We start from the raw sequence: 21,225 nt of genomic DNA, 5'->3' as shown, positions 1-21,225 counted from the left end.
TATGAAACAAAAACTTTCAATAATAAAAATTGGAGGGAATATAATAGAAGATCAGGATTTCTTATCTCAATTTCTTAAACTATTTGCCCAACTTGAAGGCAACAAAATTTTGGTTCATGGAGGAGGAAAACGAGCTACAGAATTTGGCAAAAGACTTGGAATAGAATCTAAAATGGTAGAAGGAAGAAGAATTACAGATGCCAAAAGTCTCGAACTTGTTGTTATGGTCTATGCCGGCTTAGTTAACAAAAACATAGTCGCTGAGCTTCAGTCAAATAATTCTAATGCGATCGGATTAAGCGGGGCCGATGCAAATACAGTTATTGCAGTAAAGAGACCAGTAAACCCTATGGACTTTGGCTTTGTCGGAGACATCGTTAATGTAAATACTAATTCAATATCCAAACTATTAAGCGCTGAATTCGTCCCTGTTTTTTGTGCGTTGACCCATGATAGAAATGGGCAGTTATTCAATACAAATGCAGATACAATTGCCTCGGAAGTGGCCATTGCCATGAGTCAGGCATATGATACAACATTATATTATTGTTTCGAGAAAAAAGGAGTGCTTCGCTCTATAACAGATGAAGATTCCGTTATACGGAAAATTGACCAAAAAAGTTATGAAAAGCTGAAACAACAAAAAATCGTTGCCGATGGAATGCTTCCAAAATTGGATAACTGTTTTCATGCCCTGAACAAGGATGTTCAGCAGGTCTGTATTGGAGACATCTCTATGTTTGAGCCCGAAGCCGAATTATTTACTACAATCACCTTATGATAACAGAACAGAATTTGCTGATTGAAAAAGCAATTGAACTACTTCAAAAGTTAATTGCCACACCCTCTTTTTCTTCAGAAGAAGATATGTCTGCACAACATCTTGAATTTTGGTTTCAAGAATTTGGTATTCCTTACAAAAGAGTAAACAATAACGTATACGCCTTTAATAAATACTTTGATAAGGACAAACCTACTTTACTGCTTAATTCACATCACGATACTGTACAACCCAACAAAGCATATTCCAGAGACCCGTTTGAACCTCATATTGTTGATGGTAAACTTTTTGGTCTTGGAAGTAATGATGCCGGGGGATGCTTGGTTTCACTCATTGCAACATTTACCTTTTTTTACGAATCGAAGAATTTAAATCACAATATAATAATTGCGGCTACAGCAGAAGAAGAAAGTTCTGGAAACAAAGGTCTAAATAGCCTTTTAACGATCCTTCCAGAAATTGACGTTGCAATTGTTGGAGAACCTACACTGATGAACCTGGCCATTGCAGAAAAAGGTCTTGTTGTTTTTGATGCTACAGTTCATGGTACTCCTTCTCATGCCGCACATCCAAATAGTAACAATGCCATTTATAATACGATGGAAGTGTTGGAATGGTTTAAGAATTATAAATTTCCGAAAATATCAGAAGTACTAGGTGAAGTAAAATTAACGGTTACTCAAATTAATGCAGGTAGCCAGCATAATGTCGTTCCTGCTATAGTTAATCTTGTTATTGATGTACGCGTTAATGACAGATACAATAATAAAGAAATTGCAGAAATATTGTCGAATGAAGCCCCGTGCGAACTAAAGCCAAGGTCATTGAGATTAAATTCTTCATCTATAGAGAAGAATCATCCTTTGGTAATTTCGGGGATTGCCCTAGGAAGAAGAACATACGGATCTCCTACCCTTTCAGATCAGGCAGCGCTGAGCTGTCCTTCATTAAAATTAGGTCCGGGAGACAGTACACGCTCACATTCTGCCGATGAGTTTATCTTTATTAAGGAAATTGAAGAAGCAATTGATCTTTATATTAAGATTCTCAATGGATTTTTAAAAAAATAAAATAGCAGCTTTGCAGGCGAATAACCACTAAAAACGAGAGTAATGAAACTTTGGGACAAAGGATACAGCACAGACAAGAAAATAGATCATTTTACAGTGGGTAATGACAGGGAGCTGGATATGGTGCTGGCCAAATACGATATAGAAGCTTCCATAGCACATGCCAAAATGCTGGGTAAAATTGGATTATTGACACGCGAGGAAACCCATGCCCTGGTTCAGGAACTGCAAAATATAGCCCTTAGTATCAAGGAAGGAAACTTTATCATTGAAGATTCATTTGAGGATGTCCATTCTAAAATAGAATTTATCCTCACTGAAAGACTCGGCGATACCGGAAAAAAGATTCATACCGCCCGTTCCAGAAATGATCAGGTTTTGGTGGCCATGCAATTATATCTAAAGGACGAATTATCTGAAATAAAAAGCCTTTCAAAGAAACTATTTAATTTGCTGCTGGAACTTGCAGAAAAACATAAAGAAAATCTTTTACCGGGTTATACGCATTTGCAGATTGCAATGCCTTCTTCATTTGGGTTGTGGTTCTCAGCCGGATATGGAAGTTCTTTTCCTATAGATCGTTCCTATACAACTTCGGAAATGGGTTTCGCAGATTTAAAATATAATGTTATCGCTGCCCAAATGGGTCGGGGAAAAGTCGAGAAAGCTGCGGCATATGGAATTTCTGGAATTGCAGGTACACTATCAAAACTCGCAATGGATGTTTGTCTTTATATGAGTCAGAATTTCAACTTTATATCTTTTCCCGATTCATTAACGACAGGCAGCAGTATTATGCCACATAAAAAAAATCCTGATGTCTTTGAGCTTATCAGAGCTAAATGCAACAGCCTGCAGGCCATCCCCGGCCAGATAACATTAATCACAAGCAATTTACCCAGCGGGTATCACAGGGATCTGCAAATGGTAAAGGGACTGATAATTCCTGCCATTCAAGAAATAAAATCTTGTTTGGAAATGATGACTTTCAGTTTAAAAGATGTTAAAGTAAATACCAATATTCTGAATGATACTAAGTACGATTATCTTTTTAGTGTAGATACATTAAATCATCTTGTACTTAAGGGAATACCCTTCCGCGAAGCCTATAAACAAATAGGTTCGCAAATTGAAGCGGGAAATTTTAAACCTGAAAAGCAATTAAACCATACTCATGAAGGGAGCATTGGCAATTTATGCCTCGACAAGATAAGGGCCAAAATGAAATCATAAATTTTATATGCTTTTTTTTTAATTGATGCCAGAAAATACCTTAAACAATAAATATTTTTATCTTTAGGGTAGACGCTATTGCAGATAACAAATTATTAATGTTTTGTCTCGTTTATAGATCCACTGCGCAAACAACTTTTAAGCAAGTTGATGTAAAAGAAATGCTCGAAAAAGCAAGGCTTAGTAATGCGCGTAATAGTATTACAGGTTGTTTGCTCTATTATGAAGGAGAGTTTATTCAGTATCTCGAAGGTAATCAGATAAAGGTTCTAAACCTCTTCGATAAGATCAAAGCAGATAAACGGCATAAGGATGTTACCATTTTAGCTTATGGTGCAACAGATTCCCGCGAATTTAAGGATTGGGAAATGGCCTATGAAGACTTCTTTGGCGATAATGATAAGATAAATTATTTCAGATTATTGATCGAGTCATATAACGAAAGAGAAGATTCCTCCATTCACCCAAACCCGTCTTTTAATGCATTTTGGCTTGCTGTCAGGGAAAATCTTGGAAAACCTTTAGAGTCACAGCCCTAAATTATTGGTTCATCCCTAAATTTATAACTTCCTGTTTGGTTAGATGCCTCCAATGCCCGCGGGGAAGATCTTTTTTAGTTAACCCCGCAAATATTACCCTGTCCAGTTTTTTTACTTCATACCCCAGATGCTCAAAGATACGCCTTACAATCCTGTTTCTGCCGCTGTGTATCTCTATTCCTACTTCGCGTTTCGGAGAATTGTTTATATAGCTTATCTCATCAACCTTAATCTGTCCATCATCTAACATAAGTCCTGTTTGAATATTCTTCAAATCTTCAGCGCTAAGGTTTTTGTTCAATTCAACATGGTAAATCTTTCGTATGCCATGTTTAGGATGAGTAAGTTTTTTTGCCAGATCCCCGTCATTGGTAAAAAGCAAGAGACCGGTAGTGTTCCTGTCCAGTCTTCCTACCGGTACTAATCTGGATTTCGAAGCTTTGGAAATTAATTCCATTACTGTTCTTCGCCCTCTTTCATCACTTGTAGTAGTGATAAAATTCTTGGGCTTGTTCAAGAGTACATATTCCTTTTTTTGAGGATTGAGTACGCGTCCGTCGAACTTAACAATATCCGTAAGTTTAACTTTGTGACCCATCTCAGTAATGGTCTTTCCGTTAACCGTAACGTTCCCTGCTTCTATGTAGGTGTCGGCTTCCCGCCTCGAGCAAACTCCGGCATTCGCTACATAACGATTGAGTCTTATTAAATCGGGGTCTGAAGAAACGCGACTAGAAGTTTTGGTGCTTGTTTTAGCACCTACTTTTGAGAAAGATTTTTTTACATACCCTCTACTTTTCCCCGGGGAATTTCTTTTATCCTTATTTGATTGCGGTCTGCGCATTTTCCATATTTTGAGCAAAGGTAGTGAAGGGAATTGGATGTAGCTTATGGTAAAAGTCAATATATCTGAAAGTTAATCCTCAACCTCAATTGTTGACTGCCTCTGTCTGTTTACCACCAACCTGGTTACATCTGGCCTCGAATAGTGACCGGCAGGATCAAAATTCTGTCGTTCTTCATATACAGCGTTAAAATCAATTGTTTGAAAAATAACTTCTTCCTTTCCAACAACAGGTGCCAGGATCCATTCTCCATCAGGACCTGCTATACACGATCCCCCATTGGCCAGGATTTCAGGTGTCTTTTTCAATAAGTGCTCTATATGGGGCAAATTATCCGGGAAATCTTTTTTATTCATGAAAGATGAAACAGAGACTACAAAACTCCTTGATTCCCTGGCTATAAAACGGGTAATGTCTTTTGTGTTATGATCGCTCCCAGGCCAAACAGCAATATGTAAATTTTCTCCTAAACCATACATTGCAGCCCTCACCAGAGGCATCCAGTTTTCCCAGCAATTCAGCCCTCCTACTGTAAACTGTTTAAGTTTATGGGTTTTAAGACCGTGACCGTCTCCTTGTGCCCACGTAAGTCGTTCGTCATAGGTAGGTTGTAGTTTTCGATGAACAGATTTTATTTCGCCCTTATTACTGATAAATACCAAAGAACAATACAAACTATGACCCCCTCTATCCGGGGCTCGTTCTATAATTCCAAGGTAAACAGCAAGTTTATGTTCCCGGGCTAAATCGCAAATCTCATCGAGATCTCCATTTTCAACCTGAATGGCATTATGCATATAATGCGCATGTATTTCCTTATTTATCTTTAGATCCCAGGAAGCGCCATCTGTATATGCCAGCCAGAAAGGATACCCGGGCACTAATCCCTCTCCAAAGATTAAGAGTTCGGCATTATTTTCAGCCGCTGTGTGTATGGTTTCCTTTACCTTGGTAATGGTGCCTTTTTGGTCTAACCATACCGGAGAAATTTGTGCCAGTGCTAATTTTAAATGATTCTGCATCAGAATATTCGGTTTAGAACAAGATCTACATCAATCAATAATATACTAAAAACGCCGGCAACTATTATAAACTTAAGAATATTGTGTAGCCATATATAGTCTATTTTCGTCCTGGACTTCCAAAGCAGAATCAGAAATAATATTAATAAAAGAATACAGGCAATAAAGTAAATATACATATAGCCAACGTCAAATTTCCTTATTAACAAAGATGCCGGAATCAATGTCAGAAGAATAAGAACAGTAATAATAAGTTTTGAATAGAAGGGACCATATAAAACAGGAATGGTCTTATAATTTTGAGCAAGGTCTCCTGTAATATTCTCTAAATCCTTAATCACTTCCCGGGCTAAAATCAGAAGAAACAGAAAAGTGGCATGAACAAATATTACAGTTTCAAAATTCCTGTAATAGACTAAAATTGCAAAAAAAGGAGTGACTATTAATGTGGCGGAAACTATGTTTCCTAAAAAAGGTATTTTTTTTAATTTATGTGAATACAACCAAATTCCGAATACATAAGCTGAGAAAAATAGCACTGCTCTGAAAGATACATAGCTGGCAAACAAAACGGCAAGGAAATTAAAAACAAAATAGGCGCTAAGCTTTGTTCTCTGATTTACCAACCGGTCCAGCATACTCTTTTGAGGTCTGTTAATAAGATCCTTTTCAGAGTCATAAAAACTATTAATAATATAGCCGGCAGATATAACCAGAGCTGATGCCAATACCAGAACAAAAAGATTTGGATCGAATACTACCTCACGCAAGGGAAGTTTGGGAGCAAGTATATAAATAGAAGCCAAATATTGGGCAAGGGTTATCATAAGAACATTATATCCTCTTATGATAGAAAACAGACTCAGGCCTTTTAATAGCAGGAGTTTGTTCTTTCTACTAAGCATTTTAAGGGACTTAGAAGTTGTATACCACTTCTAACTGATATCCTTTTAAGGCAGTTTTCGCTTTTTCCAAATCCTGGGTGAATCCTAGAATATATCCACCCCCTCCGGATCCGCATAATTTCAGGTAGTAATCATTAGTTTCTATACCTCGTTCCCAAAGTTTATGAAATTCCTTGGGAATCATAGGTTTAAAATGGTCTAAAACCACATGTGAAAGTTGCTTAAGATTCCCGAATAGCGATTTTACATTACCACTTACAAAATCCTCAACACAGGCATCGGTGTGTTTAATAAACTGATCTTTCAAAACTTTACGGAAACCTTCATTTTTCATCTTTTCCATAAATATTTGTACCATAGGGGCCGTTTCTCCGGTAATTCCGCTATCCAATAAAAAGACTGCGCCTTTACCGTCCAAATTCTGAGAAGGAATACTTGTTGATTCTATATTCTCCTGGGAATTAATTAGAATAGGCAAACTAAGATAACTATTTAAAGGGTCCAGCCCGGAAGACTTACCGTGGAAAAATGATTCCATTTTACCAAAAATCTCCTTGAGCTTTAGCAATTTTTCGCGTGTAAGGTTTTCCAGTACAGTTATTTTTTCTATAGAATACTTGTCATAAATTGCAGCCACCAGTGCGCCACTGCTTCCAATTCCATAACCCTGGGGAATAGAGCTGTCAAAATACATCCCACTATCTACATCGACCTTTAATGTCTTTAGATCTAATGAGAATAACTTCGGTTCCTGTTCCTGCAAATCGCCTAAATAATAATAATACTTTTTCAGGCTTTCATTAGATTTCTTAGCCGTATCAGAGAGATCTTCGTCTTTTTTAAGGGCTCCCTTAAAGAAATTGTAGGGAATGGAAAGTCCCTTCGAATCTTTGATGATTCCATATTCACCAAATAGTAAAATTTTTGAATAAAAAAGGGGTCCTTTCATTTAAATTCAATTAAATATGTCACTAAGATAAGATGTATTAGCTTTAATAAAGGCACAAATTACATTTTTTTGGCTCCAAAACCAATTTGGTCGCAAATATACTGCCCATTTTCACAATAGGCAACTAGCTCTTCTTTTATAAATTTTTTCACCTCTTTTTTCTCATTATTTGGATAAAGGAGGTGTACGTTAGCCCCTGCATCTAAAGTAAAACAAAGGTGCTTTTTACTCGCCCTGCGAAATTCCCATATTTTCTCAATTATGTTTAGGGTATTCGGTTTCATCAGTATAAAATATGGGATACTGGTCATCATCATTGCATGCAAAGTAAGTGCTTCACTTTCAACTACTTCAATAAATTCATCAAGGTTACCTTCGGCGAAAATTGAACGCAATCGCTTAAGATTGTCATGAGCCTGTTCAAATCGTTTTTCACTAAAGGGGTGGCCGTGCATAAGGTTGTGGCCTACAGTACTGCTTACACTTTTCTGTCCTTTATGTACAAGCAGGATTGTATCCTGATAACTTTTAAACACCTCGTTTACGGGATATGGATAAGGTATTCCATATAAATTTGTACTCCCCATAATGTCATTGTGTTCTCCCCATTGAACAAGATTACCTTTTATGCTTCTGCAGGCACTACCTGATCCCAATCTTGCCAAAAAAGATGCTTTTTTAAAGAAAAAATCCGGATCCATTTCTGAAACCATTTGTCTTTCTATATCCATTAAACATAATGATAATGCTGCCATACCACTGGCAGAGGAAGCTATTCCACTGCTATGTGGAAAGGTATTCGAGGTATTAATTGAAAAATGATAATTTTTAAGAAAAGGAATATACCTTTCAATTCTTTCAAAAAATGTTTCAATCTTTGGTTTAAAATCTTTCCTATTCTTTCCTTCAAAAATTAAATCGAATGAAAATTCTTTATTTTCTTTATCGAGCTTAGTATATACCACCGAGGTTATGGTTCTGCAATTATCCAGTGTAAAACTTACAGAGGCATTGGCCGGTATTTGATTTTGCTTCTTACCCCAATACTTAACTAATGCAATATTACTTGGGGCTTTCCACTGTACCCTGCCTTCTTCCTTTTCAAACTTATAGGATGCAGGAATAAAGTCGTTTTCAATCATGCACAAAACAATTTGTGCAAAGATAGTTTTTAACCGCCTTTGCACTGCCCTCAATTAAAATAATTTACTATTTTAGATAACTTACATCAACTGATTTTGAAAAAGAAACTCACCTATATTGCCATTTCCGTAGCTATATGTCTAATCATTGGTTTCTTGTCCGGGTTTGCAACCCAGTCTTCTGTAAATGATTGGTATGTGACACTGAACAAACCCAGCTTTAATCCACCAAATTGGATTTTTGGCCCTGTCTGGACACTGTTATACATACTAATGGGGATCGCCGCAGGTATTGTTTGGGCAAAAGGATTTTATCATATTTGGGTAAAAACAGCATTGTATAATTTTGGATTTCAGTTATTATTTAATGCGCTTTGGAGTGTTGTTTTTTTTGGATTTAAGAACCCTTTCTGGGCACTTTTGGTAATTCTGTTTCTGCTCGCATTAATTCTAGTAACTATCAAGTGGTTCAATGTGGTGAGCCGGACAGCTGCATATCTCCTTATCCCCTATTTTCTATGGGTTTGCTTTGCCACTATCTTAAATTATAAAATTTGGGAAATGAATTAGTTGTCTGCAAGCTCCAATAGTTTTAAAGTAGTTTTATGGTTTCTTGCTGTAGCTTCAACACCTAGTCTTTTTTCAAAAATATTGGTAGTAAGTTTGGCTTTCCCCATCCCTGCCAGACATTTCAGATAAATATAATCCCCTTGAATAAAAAACCTTTCATTTTCATATTTAGTCTTATTGAATAATTCTACTGCTGCTTTTTGTGGTACATCTTTCAGGAATACGTAAAATATTTTACTGATATCACCCTCATCAAAAGGTTTAAATGGATTGTCCTTAATTATTTTATCCAGATGAGACGCTGCTAAAACTAATACAGGCACCTTAAATCCATACGTATTTTCTATTTCTTGTTCAATTTGCTGTTCTAACTTAGAGATATCAGGTTCATGGCAGTGAAATATAATATTCCCACTTTGGATGTAAGATGCGACATCTGAAAAACCCAATTTTTGGAATAAGATCCTTAAATCAGTCATGATTATTTTCTTGTGCCCTCCAACGTTGATACCACGTAATAGCGCTATATATTTAGTCATTTTATAACAAATTCTTTAAGCTTAGATAAAAACACAAGGTTTAAATTAGGCATTAATGAAGTATAAAATAAATCAATTACATTTATTACCTTACGTTTTTTAATTATTTAAATCCACTTTCAAATAGTATGCAAACCTATATCCTTGCATTCGATCAAGGCACTACCAGCTGCAGAGCACTAATTTTTGATAAAAAAGGAACAATTATTTCCACTTCTCAGAGAGAATTCACACAGTATTTTCCGCAACCGGGCTGGGTAGAGCACGATGCAATGGAAATTTGGTCTACGCAGGTGGCTATGGCTGCTGAAACTGTTACTAAAAAAGGATTAGAAGCAAAAGATATAGCCGCCATAGGAATTACAAATCAACGTGAAACCGTTGTTGTCTGGGACAAAAAAACCGGTAAGCCCGTTTATAATGCCATCGTATGGCAAGATAAAAGAACAGCCGAATATTGCGACCTTTTAAAAAGCGAAGGCAAATCCAAATGGATAAGAGAAAAAACAGGTCTGGTCATTGACGCTTATTTCTCCGGAACAAAAGTAAAATGGATATTAGATAATATAGAAGGGGTAAGGGAAAGAGCTGAGGCAGGTGAATTAATAATGGGAACCATAGATTCCTGGCTTATCTGGAATATGACCAAAGGTGAATTGCACGTGACCGATGTAACCAACGCTTGCAGAACACTTTTATTTAATATCAACACGCTGGAATGGGATGACGAACTTTTAAAATTGTTTACCATACCAAAAAGCATGTTGCCAAGTGTAAAACAGTCTAGTGAAGTCTATGGACATACAGCACCGGGATTGTTTGCTACCAGAATTCCAATTTCCGGGATAGCAGGGGATCAGCAAGCTGCCTTATTTGGACAGATGTGTACCAGGCAGGGAATGGTAAAAAACACCTATGGTACCGGATGTTTTATGTTAATGAATATTGGTGATAAACCAATAGTATCTGAGAACAATCTTCTTACTTCGGTGGCCTGGCAAATTAATGGAAAAGCTGAGTACGTCCTGGAAGGAAGTATATTTATTGCCGGCGCTGTTGTGCAGTGGCTTAGAGATAGTCTTAAAATCATAAAAACATCTAAGGAAGTGGAACAACTGGCGGGCTCTGTAGAGGATTCCGGCGGGGTATATTTTGTTCCTGCTTTTGCAGGATTGGGTGCACCACACTGGAATCAGCATGCACAGGGCACTATTTTTGGTCTTACCCGGGGCAGTACAGATGCCCATATTGCCAGGGCTGCACTGGAATCGATTGCGTTCCAGACCATGGATATTTTAAAGGCTATGGAAGCAGATTCGGGAATTTCAATTAAGGAATTACGAGTAGATGGAGGCGCTACAGTCAACAATTTACTTATGCAATTCCAGGCTGATGTATTAAATACAGTAACAATAAGACCTAAAATTATTGAAACTACGGTGATGGGAGCTGCTTTCCTAGCAGGACTGGCAGTAGGTTATTGGGAAAATCTTGAAGAAATTCAGGAAATCTGGCAATCCGATGTACATTTTAAACCAACCACAGACCGAGATTCAATAAACAGTCATATTGCAGGCTGGTATAAAGCCATAAATGCTTTAGAATTTTGGACAAAATAGCTAAAAATCAATAGTATATATGACACCATTTATCGCAGAAATAATAGGCACCTTTCTGTTAATCCTTCTGGGGTGCGGAGTAAATGCCAATGTAGTGCTGAAAGATACAAAAGGACACAATAGTGGATGGATTGTAATTACCACGGGATGGGCCTTTGCGGTTTATATAGGCGTACTCGTTGCCGCTCCATACAGTGGTGCGCATATCAATCCGGCTGTGAGTATAGGTCTGGCCGCTGCAGGGGAGTTTCCCTGGGAAAGTGTTCCCTCCTTTTTGCTTGCCCAATTTATTGGAGCTATGCTGGGTGCCGCATTAGTATGGCTGATGCACAAAGATCATTTTGACCGTACTGAAGAACAAAGTTTAAAACTTGCGGTGTTTAGTACCAGCCCGGCAATCAAAAATACCTTCACAAATCTTCTGGGGGAAATTTCCGGAACATTTGTGCTGGTTTTCGCTGTTCTGTTCTTTACCGATGCCACGATTATTGAGTCGGAAGCTGTAATAGGCTTAGGCTCTCTTGGAGCCTTACCCGTAGCCATTGTCGTTTGGGGGGTTGGTCTATGCCTGGGCGGAACCACTGGTTATGCAATTAACCCGGCAAGGGATCTCGGACCAAGAATTATGCATGCTCTTTTACCCATAAAAAATAAAGGCTTGAACAATTGGTCCTATTCATGGATACCTGTAATTGGACCCATTGTGGGAGGAGTACTTGCCGCCCTCCTTTACCTGGCGTTTCCTATGGTTTAAATGCAATATTTTCTATAAAGATTTTACAATTGCCTGTGAAGCAATGTAAGCCCCGGTCCATGCGTTTTGAAAATTAAATCCACCGGTAACCGCATCTATATTCAGTACTTCACCGGCGAAATACAGATGTGGAAGAATTTTACTCTCAAAAGTCTTAAAATTTACCTCTTTCAAATCTACACCCCCGGCAGTAACAAATTCTTCTTTAAAGGTGCTCTTGCCATCGACATTGAATTCTGAAGCTGTTATAAACTGACTGAGCCTTTCCAGCTGCTTCCGGGAAACATCGGCCCATTTCAAATCCTTGGCTATATCTGATGCAACTACCAATTTACCCCATAACCTGGCCGGGATATCGATAGCCTTTGTCTTATAAATCGTCTTCTTTGGATCGATTTGTTTAATTTCATTAAAAAGAGACAAAAGTCCCTGTTTATGATAGTCCGGCATCCAATTTATCCTAACTCTAAATCTGTAGTCGTAGTCATTTAACAATCTGGCAGCCCTAGCCGATAGTTTTAAGACAGCGGGACCGCTCAGACCCCAATGGGTGATTAGAACAGGGCCTTCCTCAATCAAATTAAGAGCTCTGTTTACCCTGCTTTTAAATTTAGCATTAACCTCCTTCCCCATCATTTGTCGGGGTAAAATTTCAATTCTGGCTTGCATACTCAGTCCCGGTATTCCGGAAATTCTACTATCATTAATATTAAATGTGAATAAAGAAGGTACAGGGCTCACAATTTTATGTCCGAGCTGTTCTAACAAAGTCCAAATTTTAGTACTACTCCCTGTTGCAACGACAATTCTTTTTGCCTGATATGTCTTTTTAACAGATTGAACTTGCCATGCAACTTTTTCATCTAATTTTGAATCTTTCTGAGGCAGCAGATTTATTACTGAACTGCTCTTAAGGAGGGTAATTTCGTATTTCCGAATTTCGTTAAGAAAACAATTGATAATGGTTTGGGAAGAGTTAGATTCAGGAAACATTCTGCCATCAGACTCCGTTTTTATATGTATTCCGCGTTTCTCAAAAAACGCTATGGTATCTAAAGTAGAATAGATGTGAAATGGACCCAGAAGTTCCTTTTCTCCTCTCGGATAGTTTTTTACCAATGAAGATGGTTCAAATTCGGCATGTGTAACATTGCAACGGCCACCACCAGATACTTTAACTTTAGAGAGGACCTGTTTTCCGCGTTCCAGAATCGCTACTTTTAGTTCAGGATTTGCTTCTGCGATATGAATTGCACAGTAAAATCCGGCGGCTCCTCCTCCTATTATAATGACATCAAACATTACCTGACCCGCTCCGGGTAATTAGTGATAATACCATCAACCCCGTATGATTTCAGTTTTGAAATTTGTTCTGCATCATTTACGGTCCATGTATATATTTTTAAACCATGACTTTGAATTTTCGAAACGTTTGCTTTGGTTAAGCTCATATAATTGGGGTTTATAGCTACAGCATCTAATTCTTCTGCAATAGCAATGGCATCTAAAGGATTGGCTTCCGTGAGGACAGCAATTTGTATGTTCTTATTAATAGTGCGCATGTCCTTTAGTTCCTCCCAGTTAAAGCTGGATATCAGAAAATCATCCAAACCCCAGCCCTTGTTCTCCATATAAGAATTTATAATTTGAGTTACACCTGCAGAGGTGCCCGGTCCTTTTAGTTCAATATTTAAGGATACCTTATGATCTATTAAATCTAAAACTTCAATTAGTAAAGGAATTTTGTGATCTCCTGTTACGGTCAAATTTTTAAGATCATCCAAGTTCAAACTTTCAATATCACCGCTGCCATTTGTTAACCGATCTATTTTATCATCATGAAACACTACTATTTCACCGCTTGCGATTTTAAAGACATCTATTTCTATCATGTCCACATTCAGATCCAATGCTTTCTGAATAGAGGCCAGGGTATTTTCTGTCTCATGCCCCATGGCCCCCCTGTGTCCTATATTTAAAATGGTGTTATCTTTTTCTCTACAATTCATAAAAAATAGAATAAGTATAAATGGTAGTAATCTTCTCATCAAATTGAACTTTTATTTACTCAAAAGTACGATATGATCCTTAGAATTATCAATAATGAGCCATTTATTAATAATGAAATATTATTATGGTTTATTTACGTATATAATATTATTAATATTAATTATTTATGAATATCATAATAAATATTTATTAATTTTATCATATCAGCAACCAATTAATTTGAAAACTATGTTTACAAAACAAAATTTATTAGCTACATTGGCCGGCTTTGTGGTCATGTTCGTACTTGGTTACGCGATCTGGGGATTCGCGATGGTTGATTTTTTTGAACCACACATCATAAATGACGTCATGAAAGACCCCCCTGAAATGCTTCTGCTTGCCATAAGTAATGTTATTGCAGTCTTTGCCCTAAGCACTATTTATAGCAAGTGGGCAGGAGGAATCCATAATGCAGGACAGGGTTTTAAATTTGGAATCTGGATCGGAATTTTTACTGGTCTCGGATTAGGTCTTCTTAATCAGTCTACATCTGAGATAATGGATATGACAGGTCAGATAGTGGAGGCTTTATTAGAAATTATCTTTTATGGTATTATCGGAGCTGTAATTGCTTTGGTGTATAAAGCAACCGCTCCAAAAGAATCCGCAGCATAAGTATTCCTTATGATGAATCTGCGATGTATATTTTGCATTGCAGATTCACTATAATTTTATCAAATTAATCTAAAAGATTATAGATAAAAGATTCTAGTGGAGAAATCTCCACATTAATTTTACCTATTCCATCAATAATCTTCAGCTCTTTCTCGGTTTTGCCATACAAGGCATCTTTCACCTTAAATGACCCCTCTTTCAACTGCCATTGCTTTATAATTTCAGGTGGAATTTTTAATTGAAAAGAATAGGATTCCCCGGCATCAAAATTAGAAATGACTATTACTTTTTGATTGCCGGACCATCGTACATATGAAAGTACTCTGTGGTTATAATTCTGCGTATGCTCTTTGTTGTAATAATGTATATCTGCATATTTACCCATTAAGGCCTCGCTGCCAATAGTAAAATTGAGTAATCGTTTATAAAAGTCTCTTAATTCCTTTTCTTCAGGCAAAAGTTGACCTCCATCAAACTCTTTATTATTTACCCACCGTTGATGGTTGGGTACCCCGATATAGTCAAATATGGATGTACGGGTAGGGCTGCCGAAACCAGCATTTTCTTTAGCGGGTTCACCCACTTCCTGACCAAAATAGATCATAGTTGGCGAAGTGCTAATTGTAGCTGAAACCACCATGGCAGGTTTTCCCTTTTCAGCACTCCCGGCAAAATCCGGACTCGCAATACGCTGTTCGTCATGATTTTCAAGAAAATGCAACATTTGATGTTCAATATCCTGCATTCCTTTTTGTACCATCGGAATATGGTCTGTCCAGCCATGACCTTGCATAATGTGCTTCAGGCTGTCGTAGAATTCAACCTTGTCATAGAGGTAATCCATTTTGCCTTTATAAATATAAGTCCTGTATAAATTGGGATTATATACCTCAGCCAAGAGAAAAGCATCAGGGTTTTTCATTTTAATATTCGAATTCAGGTAGCTCCAGAATTCCACAGGTACCATTTCGGCCATGTCAAAACGAAATCCATCCACTCCCATCTCCAGCCAATACAAGGCAATATCCTTAAACTTTATCCAAGAATCCGGGAGGTCCTTATCAGACCAAAAAGCATAGTGTGCCATATAATCCTTTTGAGTGAATTCATCAGGTAAGGTTTCAAAATCATATGATCCATCAGGCCGCACGCCATAATTTATTTTCACAGTTTCATACCAATCATTAATGTCCGGTTGCGCCAGACGCGAGCCATTCCCTGTCCATTTTGCGGGGTTCTCATCAAATTTACCATCTGCCATAGGGTGTTTTTCACCTCCAAGAGGCAAGTAACCGTTTGGCCATACCGGTACTTTAAAGGATTGCTCCGTGATATAATAATAATTGTTATCCTTATTGTATTCAATGGTTGAATCGTCATTTGCCCCGAATGGTTCGTGACCATCCGGTGTTGACCCACCTTCATATTTTCGCGCAACATGATTTGGCACTATGTCTATTAAAACTTTTAATCCGACATTATGTGTCCGCTCAATCAAAGATCTGAACTCCTCCAGCCTGTTTGTCGGGTCATCCGCAAGGTCTGGATTTACATTGTAGTAATCTTTAACGGCATAGGGAGATCCAGCCCTTCCTTTTACAACATCCGGGTCATCATTAGAAATATCATATACTGTATAATCCGTTACCAAAGCATGATGTGGCACCCCGGTATACCATATATGAGTGATACCCAGATCTTTGATCTCTTTTAAAGCCTTTTCTGTAAAATCAGAAAATTTTCCCACTCCATTTTCCTCAATAGTTCCCCAGGGCTTATTTGTGGTATTTGTATTACCAAATAAACGAGTAAATACCTGATAGACAACTTTTTTATTTGATTGATTTAAGCTATTCATTTGTTTAATATTTGTTCGTTCTTTTTCCTCAACGCATCCTAGGAGTACAAAGCAACTTAATAACACCAATATGATCCTTCGCATTTTAGTCAGATTTTTTGGTTAATAGTACTACTCCATTATTTTTTAATTGCAATTCATTTTTCAAAATAACTTCCTCTAAGGAAAGTATATTTTTAAATCTATTATCAAAGAGATTCATTTCGTTAAAACGTTCCAGGTTTAAGGAATAGGGTTTCTCATTTTTGTTTAGAATAAGCATTACAGTTTCATCCTCATTCTGCCTGAAAATTACATAAACCCCTTCTTTTGGAACAAAATGAACCGTTTTACCTGTATGGATAGCCGAACTTTTTTTTCTATAGTTCAGCAATGTTTTGGTAAATTCCTGCATTTCTTTTTGTGCTTTTTTTAGACCTTCCCCCGTAAAGGCGTTAACAACATCCTTTTTCCATCCCCCCGGAAAATCGGACCGGATTAGACCATGATCTCCGGGATTTTCAGTATTGCTTAGTAATACTTCCGTACCATAATAAATTTGTGGTATTCGTGGAGCAGAAATAATAAATGCGAGTGCCATTTTTGTTTTAACAAAATCATCATTTAACTGGGTAAATAAACGATCCATGTCATGATTATCTCCAAAAAACAATATTGAGGAAGGATCGTGATAAGCAAAATCATTGGCCAGTCCTTCATACAGTTTTATTAAACCCGAATCCCAATTCTCTTCCTCATTAAGTGCTTCTACTAATGCACGTTGTAAGGGAAAGTCCATTGTTGTTTTCAGGTTAGATTGATAACCATCAGAATTTAGTATTCCCTGTTGCCAATAGCGAACCAAAAGAGGGTTATATGTCCATTCCTCTCCAACAATATTGAATTCCGGATATTCTTCCATAATTTCTCCGGCCCATCTAGACATAAACTCCTTATCCGGATAAGGGTACGTATCCTGTCTTATTCCTCCTAGTTTTAAAGTTTCTATCCACCAAATACTATTCTGAATAATATAATTGGCCATGAACGGATTCTCTTGATTTAAATCTGGCATTGAGGGCACAAACCAGCCTTTATTCATAAGGTCTCTATCTGCCTGAGAAGCGTAAAGATCCTGATTAACCATTCGCTGATGGTTCGTAATCCTGGGGGCAGATCCTTTCTCATAATCTGATTGATAGTTTATCCAATCTTTAAATGGCAAATCTGACATCCACCAATGTTTGGTTCCGCAATGATTGGCCACCTGTTCCATTATTAATTTAATGCCTTTTTCAGATGCCTTTTTTGAAAGCAACTTATATTTCTCAAGATTTCCAAAACGCGGATCCACCTTGTAAAAGTCTGTCATTGCATAGCCATGATACGAAGTCTTAGGCATATCGTTAATCAATAACGGGGTAGGCCATAAAGCGGTAAAACCCATTTCAGATATATAGTCTAAATGATTAATAATTCCCTGAATATCTCCACCATGCCGGGCATAATCATCTTTTCTGTTGATCTTTTTTTCGAGCAATCCGGAGACAATATCTATTTCAGGATCACCATTGGCAAATCGATCCGGAGTAATTAAGTAAATCACATCTGAGGCATCAAAACCTATAAACTCATCAGAAGGCCTTTCCCTTCCAAGTAAAGGATATTCATATGAGATTTCATTTCCTTGCTCACTAGTAAACACAATTTCCATGACACCGGGTGAAGTATCTGTCTCAATTGTAAAATCTAAAAATAAATAATTGGGGCTTTCAGCTCTATGGAAGGCATTCAGGCTAACTCCTTTGTACAGAATAGAGGGCGTAGTTGTGCCTATTCCCTTACCATTTACCATTAATTGCAAATTGGAATTCTTGAATCCCAACCACCAATTCGGAGGCTTTACCCTATTTATTTGAGCGGTTGAAAAAGATACTATCAAAAAGAGCATACCACTTAAAACAATTGATTTAATCAACCCTCCAATTTTCATCATAGGTTAATTTCTTGTGCAGCATCATCTAAATAAAATTATAGAATCGGGCCTTTTAGATGTTTTGAACAATTGTTTCCTGAGATGGTTTCAAAATAACCCTTTTATCGTTTATACGTAGCGTCATTTCAGCGGTCCCATTATATTCAAAACTGGTTTGATTTTCTGTGACATTTACCTTTATAATACGATTTCTGAAATTTACTTTAAATGAATACGATTTCCATTGCTTTGGGATTTTCGGCGCAAAAGACAGTTTGTCATCTTTCATTCGCATGCCTCCAAACCCTTCTACAATACTCATCCAGGTACCAGCCATAGAAGTGATATGTAAACCTTCTTCCACCTCTTTGTTATAATCATCCAGATCCAGTCTTGAAGTACGTAAATAAAACTTATAAGCCTGCTCCATTCTTCCCAACTTCGCAGCCTGAATACTGTGAACACATGGTGACAGGGATGATTCATGGACGGTAAAAGGCTCATAAAAATCGAAATGCCTTTCAAGTTCTTCAACACTGAAATGATCTTCAAATAAATAAAACCCCTGTAAAGTATCTGCTTGTTTTATATAAGGCGAACGCAAAATTCTATCCCAGCTCCATTTTTGATTAATTGGCCTTTGTGAAATATCAAGATCTTCGACTGTAATAAGTTCTTTGTCCAGGAACCCATCCTGCTGAAGGAAAATTTGCAATTCATCCGAATAAGGGAAATATAAATTTTGTGTAATCTCTTTCCATTTATCTGTCTCCGTTTCAGTAAGCGAGGTCCTTCCAATGATCCTGGTATAATCTTCTGTATAACCTTCTTTTACTCTTTGTAATTGTTGCAACGTATATTCCATACACCATTTTGCAAGGTAATTGGTATACCAATTATTATTGACGTTATTCTCGTATTCATTCGGTCCGGTTACCCCAAGAATTACATATTTATTTTTGTCATTGGAAAATGTAGCTCTTTGGCCCCAGAAACGTGAAATCCCTATCAGAACTTCGAGACCCATTTCAGGTATATAAGAATAGTCTCCAGTAAATCTGAAATAATTATATATGGCAAATGCTATTGCTCCATTACGATGGATTTCTTCAAAAGTAATTTCCCATTCATTATGGCATTCTTCCCCATTCATTGTTACCATGGGGTATAAAGCCGCACCATTAACAAAACCCAATTTTTTGGCATTTTCAATGGCCTTTTCCAGGTGATTATATCTGTATTGGAGCAGGTTCCTGGCCACAAGGTGATCCTTGGTAGCCATATAAAAAGGAATACAATAGGCTTCAGTATCCCAGTAGGTACTACCTCCATATTTCTCACCGGTAAATCCTTTTGGCCCAATATTTAATCTGGAATCTGTTCCCAAATACGTTTGGTTCAGGTGAAAAATATTAAACCGAATACCCTGTTGTGCTTTAACATCACCCTGAATGCTTATATCACTCATTTCCCAAATTTTGGCCCAGGCAGCTATTTGATTTTCCAATAGTTTGTCGAATCCTGAGGTGGTAGCAGCTTTCAGGGCTGTTTTTGCAGCCTTCACCAGCTTATCAGCTTTGTGATCTCTAGAAACGGTGTAGCCTCCATATTTATAAAAAGTAACATCTTCACCTTTTTTAGCAGCATGCTCATATTTATGCCCAACCCATACTTCTTTAACTTCTTCAGAAACATCTTCAGCTACCGGTGATCCATCAGCAGTTAATTGGCATTCCATAAAAGTGCAAATCTCAAAATTAGTTTTCATGGTATGGGCTTCTATAAAAGCTTGTTTCCCTTCAGAACTTACATTGGTAACATTCCAGAATTTATCATCCCAATTGCTATCCTCATTAGTAATGCCATTATCTAAATATGGAATAAATTTGATTGCAGCGCTTTTGTTAACCGGTATGATTTTATATTTAATAGCCCCTACTTCATCAATGTCGAGACTTAAAAACCGGGTCACTTCCACATCAACAATAGTTGTATTGGGTAACGTAGCTGTAAAGCTTCTTTTATACCACCCCCCCTTCATATTAAGTTCTCGCCTGAAGCTTTGAATATTGGTGCATGTATTAAGATCTAAAGGTTCTTCATCAACAAAAACATCAATACCAATCCAATTGGGTGCATTTAAGACTTTTGCAAAATACTCGGGGTAACCATTTTTCCACCAACCTACTTTTGTTTTATCCGGGTAGTACACCCCTGCAATATAACTTCCCTGAAATGTGGAACCGGAGTACTGTTCTTCAAAATTTGCACGTTGCCCCATTGCGCCGTTACCAATACTAAAGAGGCTTTCAGATGATTTTACATTTTCCTTGTTAAATCCTTCTTCAATTATGCTCCATTCGTCTGCTATAATGTATTCTTTATTCATTTTCTAATACGTTACTGTCTTATTTAAGAATTGTTTAAAATAGGTAATTACGGATAATTTGCCGGATAAATATCCTAATTTTTACTCTTAAGCAGTAAAATCAGGTCATCCAAAAACTTATAATCTATTTCAGTGAAGTTGTTAAAGCCATGGTCAGCATCAGATAAAACTTTCATATCTCCAATTCCTATACTCTCCATACCGGCTATATTTGCAGCCTCTATTCCGGCCAATGCATCCTCAAAAACAACACAATTTGCCGGTTCTACTCCAATTCTTTTTGCGGCTATTAAAAATACTTCGGGATCTGGTTTTGCCTTTGTAACCTGAGTTCCATCTACAATGGCTTCAAAATAAGGCATTAACTCAACCTTTTCCAAAATAGAAAC

General features: G+C 37.3%; 20 protein-coding genes. 8 read left to right on the top strand and 12 right to left on the bottom strand.

Annotated features, from left to right (window positions below):
* Position 1: 1 nt before the first annotated feature.
* The 4 genes from argB to Q0X89_RS02950 all read left to right on the top strand — a co-directional run bounded on the left by argB (position 2) and on the right by Q0X89_RS02950 (position 3,623).
* The gene (gene argB / locus Q0X89_RS02965) at positions 2–781 is read left to right on the top strand and encodes an acetylglutamate kinase (RefSeq protein ID WP_297691118.1); all 780 of its coding nucleotides are present in this window, start codon (positions 2–4) and stop codon (positions 779–781) included.
* Positions 778–1,851: a M20 family metallo-hydrolase gene (locus Q0X89_RS02960; RefSeq protein WP_297691117.1), complete on the top strand. Its 1,074-nt coding sequence runs from the start codon at positions 778–780 to the stop codon at positions 1,849–1,851. The genes argB and Q0X89_RS02960 overlap by 4 nt, the downstream gene beginning before the upstream one ends.
* A gap of 42 nt (positions 1,852–1,893) precedes the next feature.
* Positions 1,894–3,084 (top strand): argininosuccinate lyase, encoded by a 1,191-nt coding sequence (locus Q0X89_RS02955; RefSeq protein WP_297691116.1) that lies wholly within the window; start codon positions 1,894–1,896, stop codon positions 3,082–3,084.
* A gap of 98 nt (positions 3,085–3,182) precedes the next feature.
* On the top strand, positions 3,183–3,623 hold the full coding sequence (locus Q0X89_RS02950; protein ID WP_297691115.1) for a BLUF domain-containing protein: 441 nt from the start codon (positions 3,183–3,185) through the stop codon (positions 3,621–3,623).
* 1 nt (position 3,624) lies between these two features.
* Here the strand turns inward: Q0X89_RS02950 and Q0X89_RS02945 are convergent, their stop codons facing one another.
* From Q0X89_RS02945 to Q0X89_RS02925, 5 genes are all read right to left on the bottom strand, one after another.
* Entirely contained in the window at positions 3,625–4,467 is an 843-nt protein-coding gene (locus Q0X89_RS02945; RefSeq protein WP_297691114.1) for a pseudouridine synthase, read from the bottom strand.
* A gap of 72 nt (positions 4,468–4,539) precedes the next feature.
* Positions 4,540–5,490, bottom strand: coding sequence for a carbon-nitrogen hydrolase family protein (locus Q0X89_RS02940; RefSeq protein ID WP_297691113.1), 951 nt, complete (start codon positions 5,488–5,490; stop codon positions 4,540–4,542).
* Positions 5,490–6,395 (bottom strand): geranylgeranylglycerol-phosphate geranylgeranyltransferase, encoded by a 906-nt coding sequence (locus Q0X89_RS02935; RefSeq protein ID WP_297691112.1) that lies wholly within the window; start codon positions 6,393–6,395, stop codon positions 5,490–5,492. Before Q0X89_RS02935 ends, Q0X89_RS02940 begins: the two co-directional genes overlap by 1 nt.
* Before the next feature lie 10 nt (positions 6,396–6,405).
* Positions 6,406–7,344 (bottom strand): mevalonate kinase, encoded by a 939-nt coding sequence (locus Q0X89_RS02930; RefSeq protein WP_297691111.1) that lies wholly within the window; start codon positions 7,342–7,344, stop codon positions 6,406–6,408.
* Positions 7,345–7,403: 59 nt separating this feature from the next.
* Positions 7,404–8,486, bottom strand: coding sequence for a diphosphomevalonate decarboxylase (locus tag Q0X89_RS02925; protein WP_297691110.1), 1,083 nt, complete (start codon positions 8,484–8,486; stop codon positions 7,404–7,406).
* 96 nt (positions 8,487–8,582) lie between these two features.
* Here Q0X89_RS02925 and Q0X89_RS02920 point away from each other — a divergent pair, with 96 nt between their 5' ends.
* A complete protein-coding gene (locus Q0X89_RS02920) occupies positions 8,583–9,056 on the top strand; it encodes a TspO/MBR family protein (RefSeq protein WP_297691109.1) in 474 nt (157 codons plus the stop codon).
* Here Q0X89_RS02920 and Q0X89_RS02915 read toward each other — a convergent pair.
* Positions 9,053–9,595 carry a DUF1697 domain-containing protein gene (locus Q0X89_RS02915; protein ID WP_297691108.1) on the bottom strand — a complete coding sequence of 181 codons (543 nt, stop codon included), beginning with the start codon at positions 9,593–9,595 and terminating at the stop codon, positions 9,053–9,055. The two genes, Q0X89_RS02920 and Q0X89_RS02915, sit on opposite strands and share 4 nt — an antisense overlap.
* A 128-nt stretch (positions 9,596–9,723) precedes the next feature.
* Here Q0X89_RS02915 and glpK point away from each other — a divergent pair, with 128 nt between their 5' ends.
* Together glpK and Q0X89_RS02905 are read left to right on the top strand one after the other, a co-directional pair.
* Positions 9,724–11,214, top strand: coding sequence for a glycerol kinase GlpK (gene glpK, locus Q0X89_RS02910; RefSeq protein WP_297691107.1), 1,491 nt, complete (start codon positions 9,724–9,726; stop codon positions 11,212–11,214).
* Between the two features lie 19 nt (positions 11,215–11,233).
* Entirely contained in the window at positions 11,234–11,968 is a 735-nt protein-coding gene (locus Q0X89_RS02905; RefSeq protein ID WP_297691106.1) for an MIP/aquaporin family protein, read from the top strand.
* Between the two features lie 12 nt (positions 11,969–11,980).
* On the opposite strand, the gene Q0X89_RS02900 is transcribed toward Q0X89_RS02905, so the two are convergent.
* Positions 11,981–13,270, bottom strand: coding sequence for an NAD(P)/FAD-dependent oxidoreductase (locus Q0X89_RS02900; RefSeq protein WP_297691105.1), 1,290 nt, complete (start codon positions 13,268–13,270; stop codon positions 11,981–11,983).
* The gene (locus Q0X89_RS02895) at positions 13,270–13,977 is read right to left on the bottom strand and encodes a glycerophosphodiester phosphodiesterase family protein (RefSeq protein WP_297691104.1); all 708 of its coding nucleotides are present in this window, start codon (positions 13,975–13,977) and stop codon (positions 13,270–13,272) included. Before Q0X89_RS02895 ends, Q0X89_RS02900 begins: the two co-directional genes overlap by 1 nt.
* A gap of 229 nt (positions 13,978–14,206) precedes the next feature.
* On the opposite strand from Q0X89_RS02895, the gene Q0X89_RS02890 reads away from it, so the two are divergent.
* Positions 14,207–14,635: a hypothetical protein gene (locus Q0X89_RS02890; RefSeq protein WP_297691103.1), complete on the top strand. Its 429-nt coding sequence runs from the start codon at positions 14,207–14,209 to the stop codon at positions 14,633–14,635.
* 64 nt (positions 14,636–14,699) lie between these two features.
* Here Q0X89_RS02890 and Q0X89_RS02885 read toward each other — a convergent pair whose 3' ends face one another.
* From Q0X89_RS02885 to Q0X89_RS02870, 4 genes are all read right to left on the bottom strand, one after another.
* Positions 14,700–16,493: an alpha-amylase family protein gene (locus Q0X89_RS02885; RefSeq protein WP_297691102.1), complete on the bottom strand. Its 1,794-nt coding sequence runs from the start codon at positions 16,491–16,493 to the stop codon at positions 14,700–14,702.
* Positions 16,494–16,578: 85 nt separating this feature from the next.
* The gene (locus Q0X89_RS02880) at positions 16,579–18,468 is read right to left on the bottom strand and encodes a glycoside hydrolase family 13 protein (protein ID WP_367176902.1); all 1,890 of its coding nucleotides are present in this window, start codon (positions 18,466–18,468) and stop codon (positions 16,579–16,581) included.
* A gap of 52 nt (positions 18,469–18,520) precedes the next feature.
* Entirely contained in the window at positions 18,521–20,836 is a 2,316-nt protein-coding gene (locus tag Q0X89_RS02875) for a glycoside hydrolase family 65 protein (protein WP_297691101.1), read from the bottom strand.
* 74 nt (positions 20,837–20,910) lie between these two features.
* A partial coding sequence (locus Q0X89_RS02870; RefSeq protein ID WP_297691100.1) for an HAD-IA family hydrolase occupies positions 20,911–21,225 on the bottom strand: 315 nt, incomplete at its 5' end.

Source organism: uncultured Eudoraea sp. (assembly GCF_947258525.1).
Lineage (GTDB): Bacteria > Bacteroidota > Bacteroidia > Flavobacteriales > Flavobacteriaceae > Eudoraea.
The sequence above is the reverse complement of the archived record's forward strand: the minus strand, read 5'-3'. Positions and strand labels throughout refer to the sequence as shown.

What these genes read in the sequence shown, in the direction of transcription:
- Q0X89_RS02905 (WP_297691106.1), top strand. Translation starts at nt 11,234, where the DNA reads ATGACACCATTTATCGCAGAAATAATAGGCACCTTTCTGTTAATCCTT.
- argB (WP_297691118.1), top strand. Translation starts at nt 2, where the DNA reads ATGAAACAAAAACTTTCAATAATAAAAATTGGAGGGAATATAATAGAA.
- Q0X89_RS02895 (WP_297691104.1), bottom strand. Translation starts at nt 13,977, where the DNA reads ATGAATTGTAGAGAAAAAGATAACACCATTTTAAATATAGGACACAGG.
- Q0X89_RS02930 (WP_297691111.1), bottom strand. Translation starts at nt 7,344, where the DNA reads ATGAAAGGACCCCTTTTTTATTCAAAAATTTTACTATTTGGTGAATAT.
- Q0X89_RS02925 (WP_297691110.1), bottom strand. Translation starts at nt 8,486, where the DNA reads ATGATTGAAAACGACTTTATTCCTGCATCCTATAAGTTTGAAAAGGAA.
- Q0X89_RS02885 (WP_297691102.1), bottom strand. Translation starts at nt 16,493, where the DNA reads ATGAATAGCTTAAATCAATCAAATAAAAAAGTTGTCTATCAGGTATTT.
- Q0X89_RS02900 (WP_297691105.1), bottom strand. Translation starts at nt 13,270, where the DNA reads ATGTTTGATGTCATTATAATAGGAGGAGGAGCCGCCGGATTTTACTGT.
- Q0X89_RS02950 (WP_297691115.1), top strand. Translation starts at nt 3,183, where the DNA reads ATGTTTTGTCTCGTTTATAGATCCACTGCGCAAACAACTTTTAAGCAA.
- Q0X89_RS02915 (WP_297691108.1), bottom strand. Translation starts at nt 9,595, where the DNA reads ATGACTAAATATATAGCGCTATTACGTGGTATCAACGTTGGAGGGCAC.
- glpK (WP_297691107.1), top strand. Translation starts at nt 9,724, where the DNA reads ATGCAAACCTATATCCTTGCATTCGATCAAGGCACTACCAGCTGCAGA.
- Q0X89_RS02940 (WP_297691113.1), bottom strand. Translation starts at nt 5,490, where the DNA reads ATGCAGAATCATTTAAAATTAGCACTGGCACAAATTTCTCCGGTATGG.
- Q0X89_RS02945 (WP_297691114.1), bottom strand. Translation starts at nt 4,467, where the DNA reads ATGCGCAGACCGCAATCAAATAAGGATAAAAGAAATTCCCCGGGGAAA.
- Q0X89_RS02955 (WP_297691116.1), top strand. Translation starts at nt 1,894, where the DNA reads ATGAAACTTTGGGACAAAGGATACAGCACAGACAAGAAAATAGATCAT.
- Q0X89_RS02875 (WP_297691101.1), bottom strand. Translation starts at nt 20,836, where the DNA reads ATGAATAAAGAATACATTATAGCAGACGAATGGAGCATAATTGAAGAA.
- Q0X89_RS02960 (WP_297691117.1), top strand. Translation starts at nt 778, where the DNA reads ATGATAACAGAACAGAATTTGCTGATTGAAAAAGCAATTGAACTACTT.
- Q0X89_RS02880 (WP_367176902.1), bottom strand. Translation starts at nt 18,468, where the DNA reads ATGATGAAAATTGGAGGGTTGATTAAATCAATTGTTTTAAGTGGTATG.
- Q0X89_RS02935 (WP_297691112.1), bottom strand. Translation starts at nt 6,395, where the DNA reads ATGCTTAGTAGAAAGAACAAACTCCTGCTATTAAAAGGCCTGAGTCTG.
- Q0X89_RS02890 (WP_297691103.1), top strand. Translation starts at nt 14,207, where the DNA reads ATGTTTACAAAACAAAATTTATTAGCTACATTGGCCGGCTTTGTGGTC.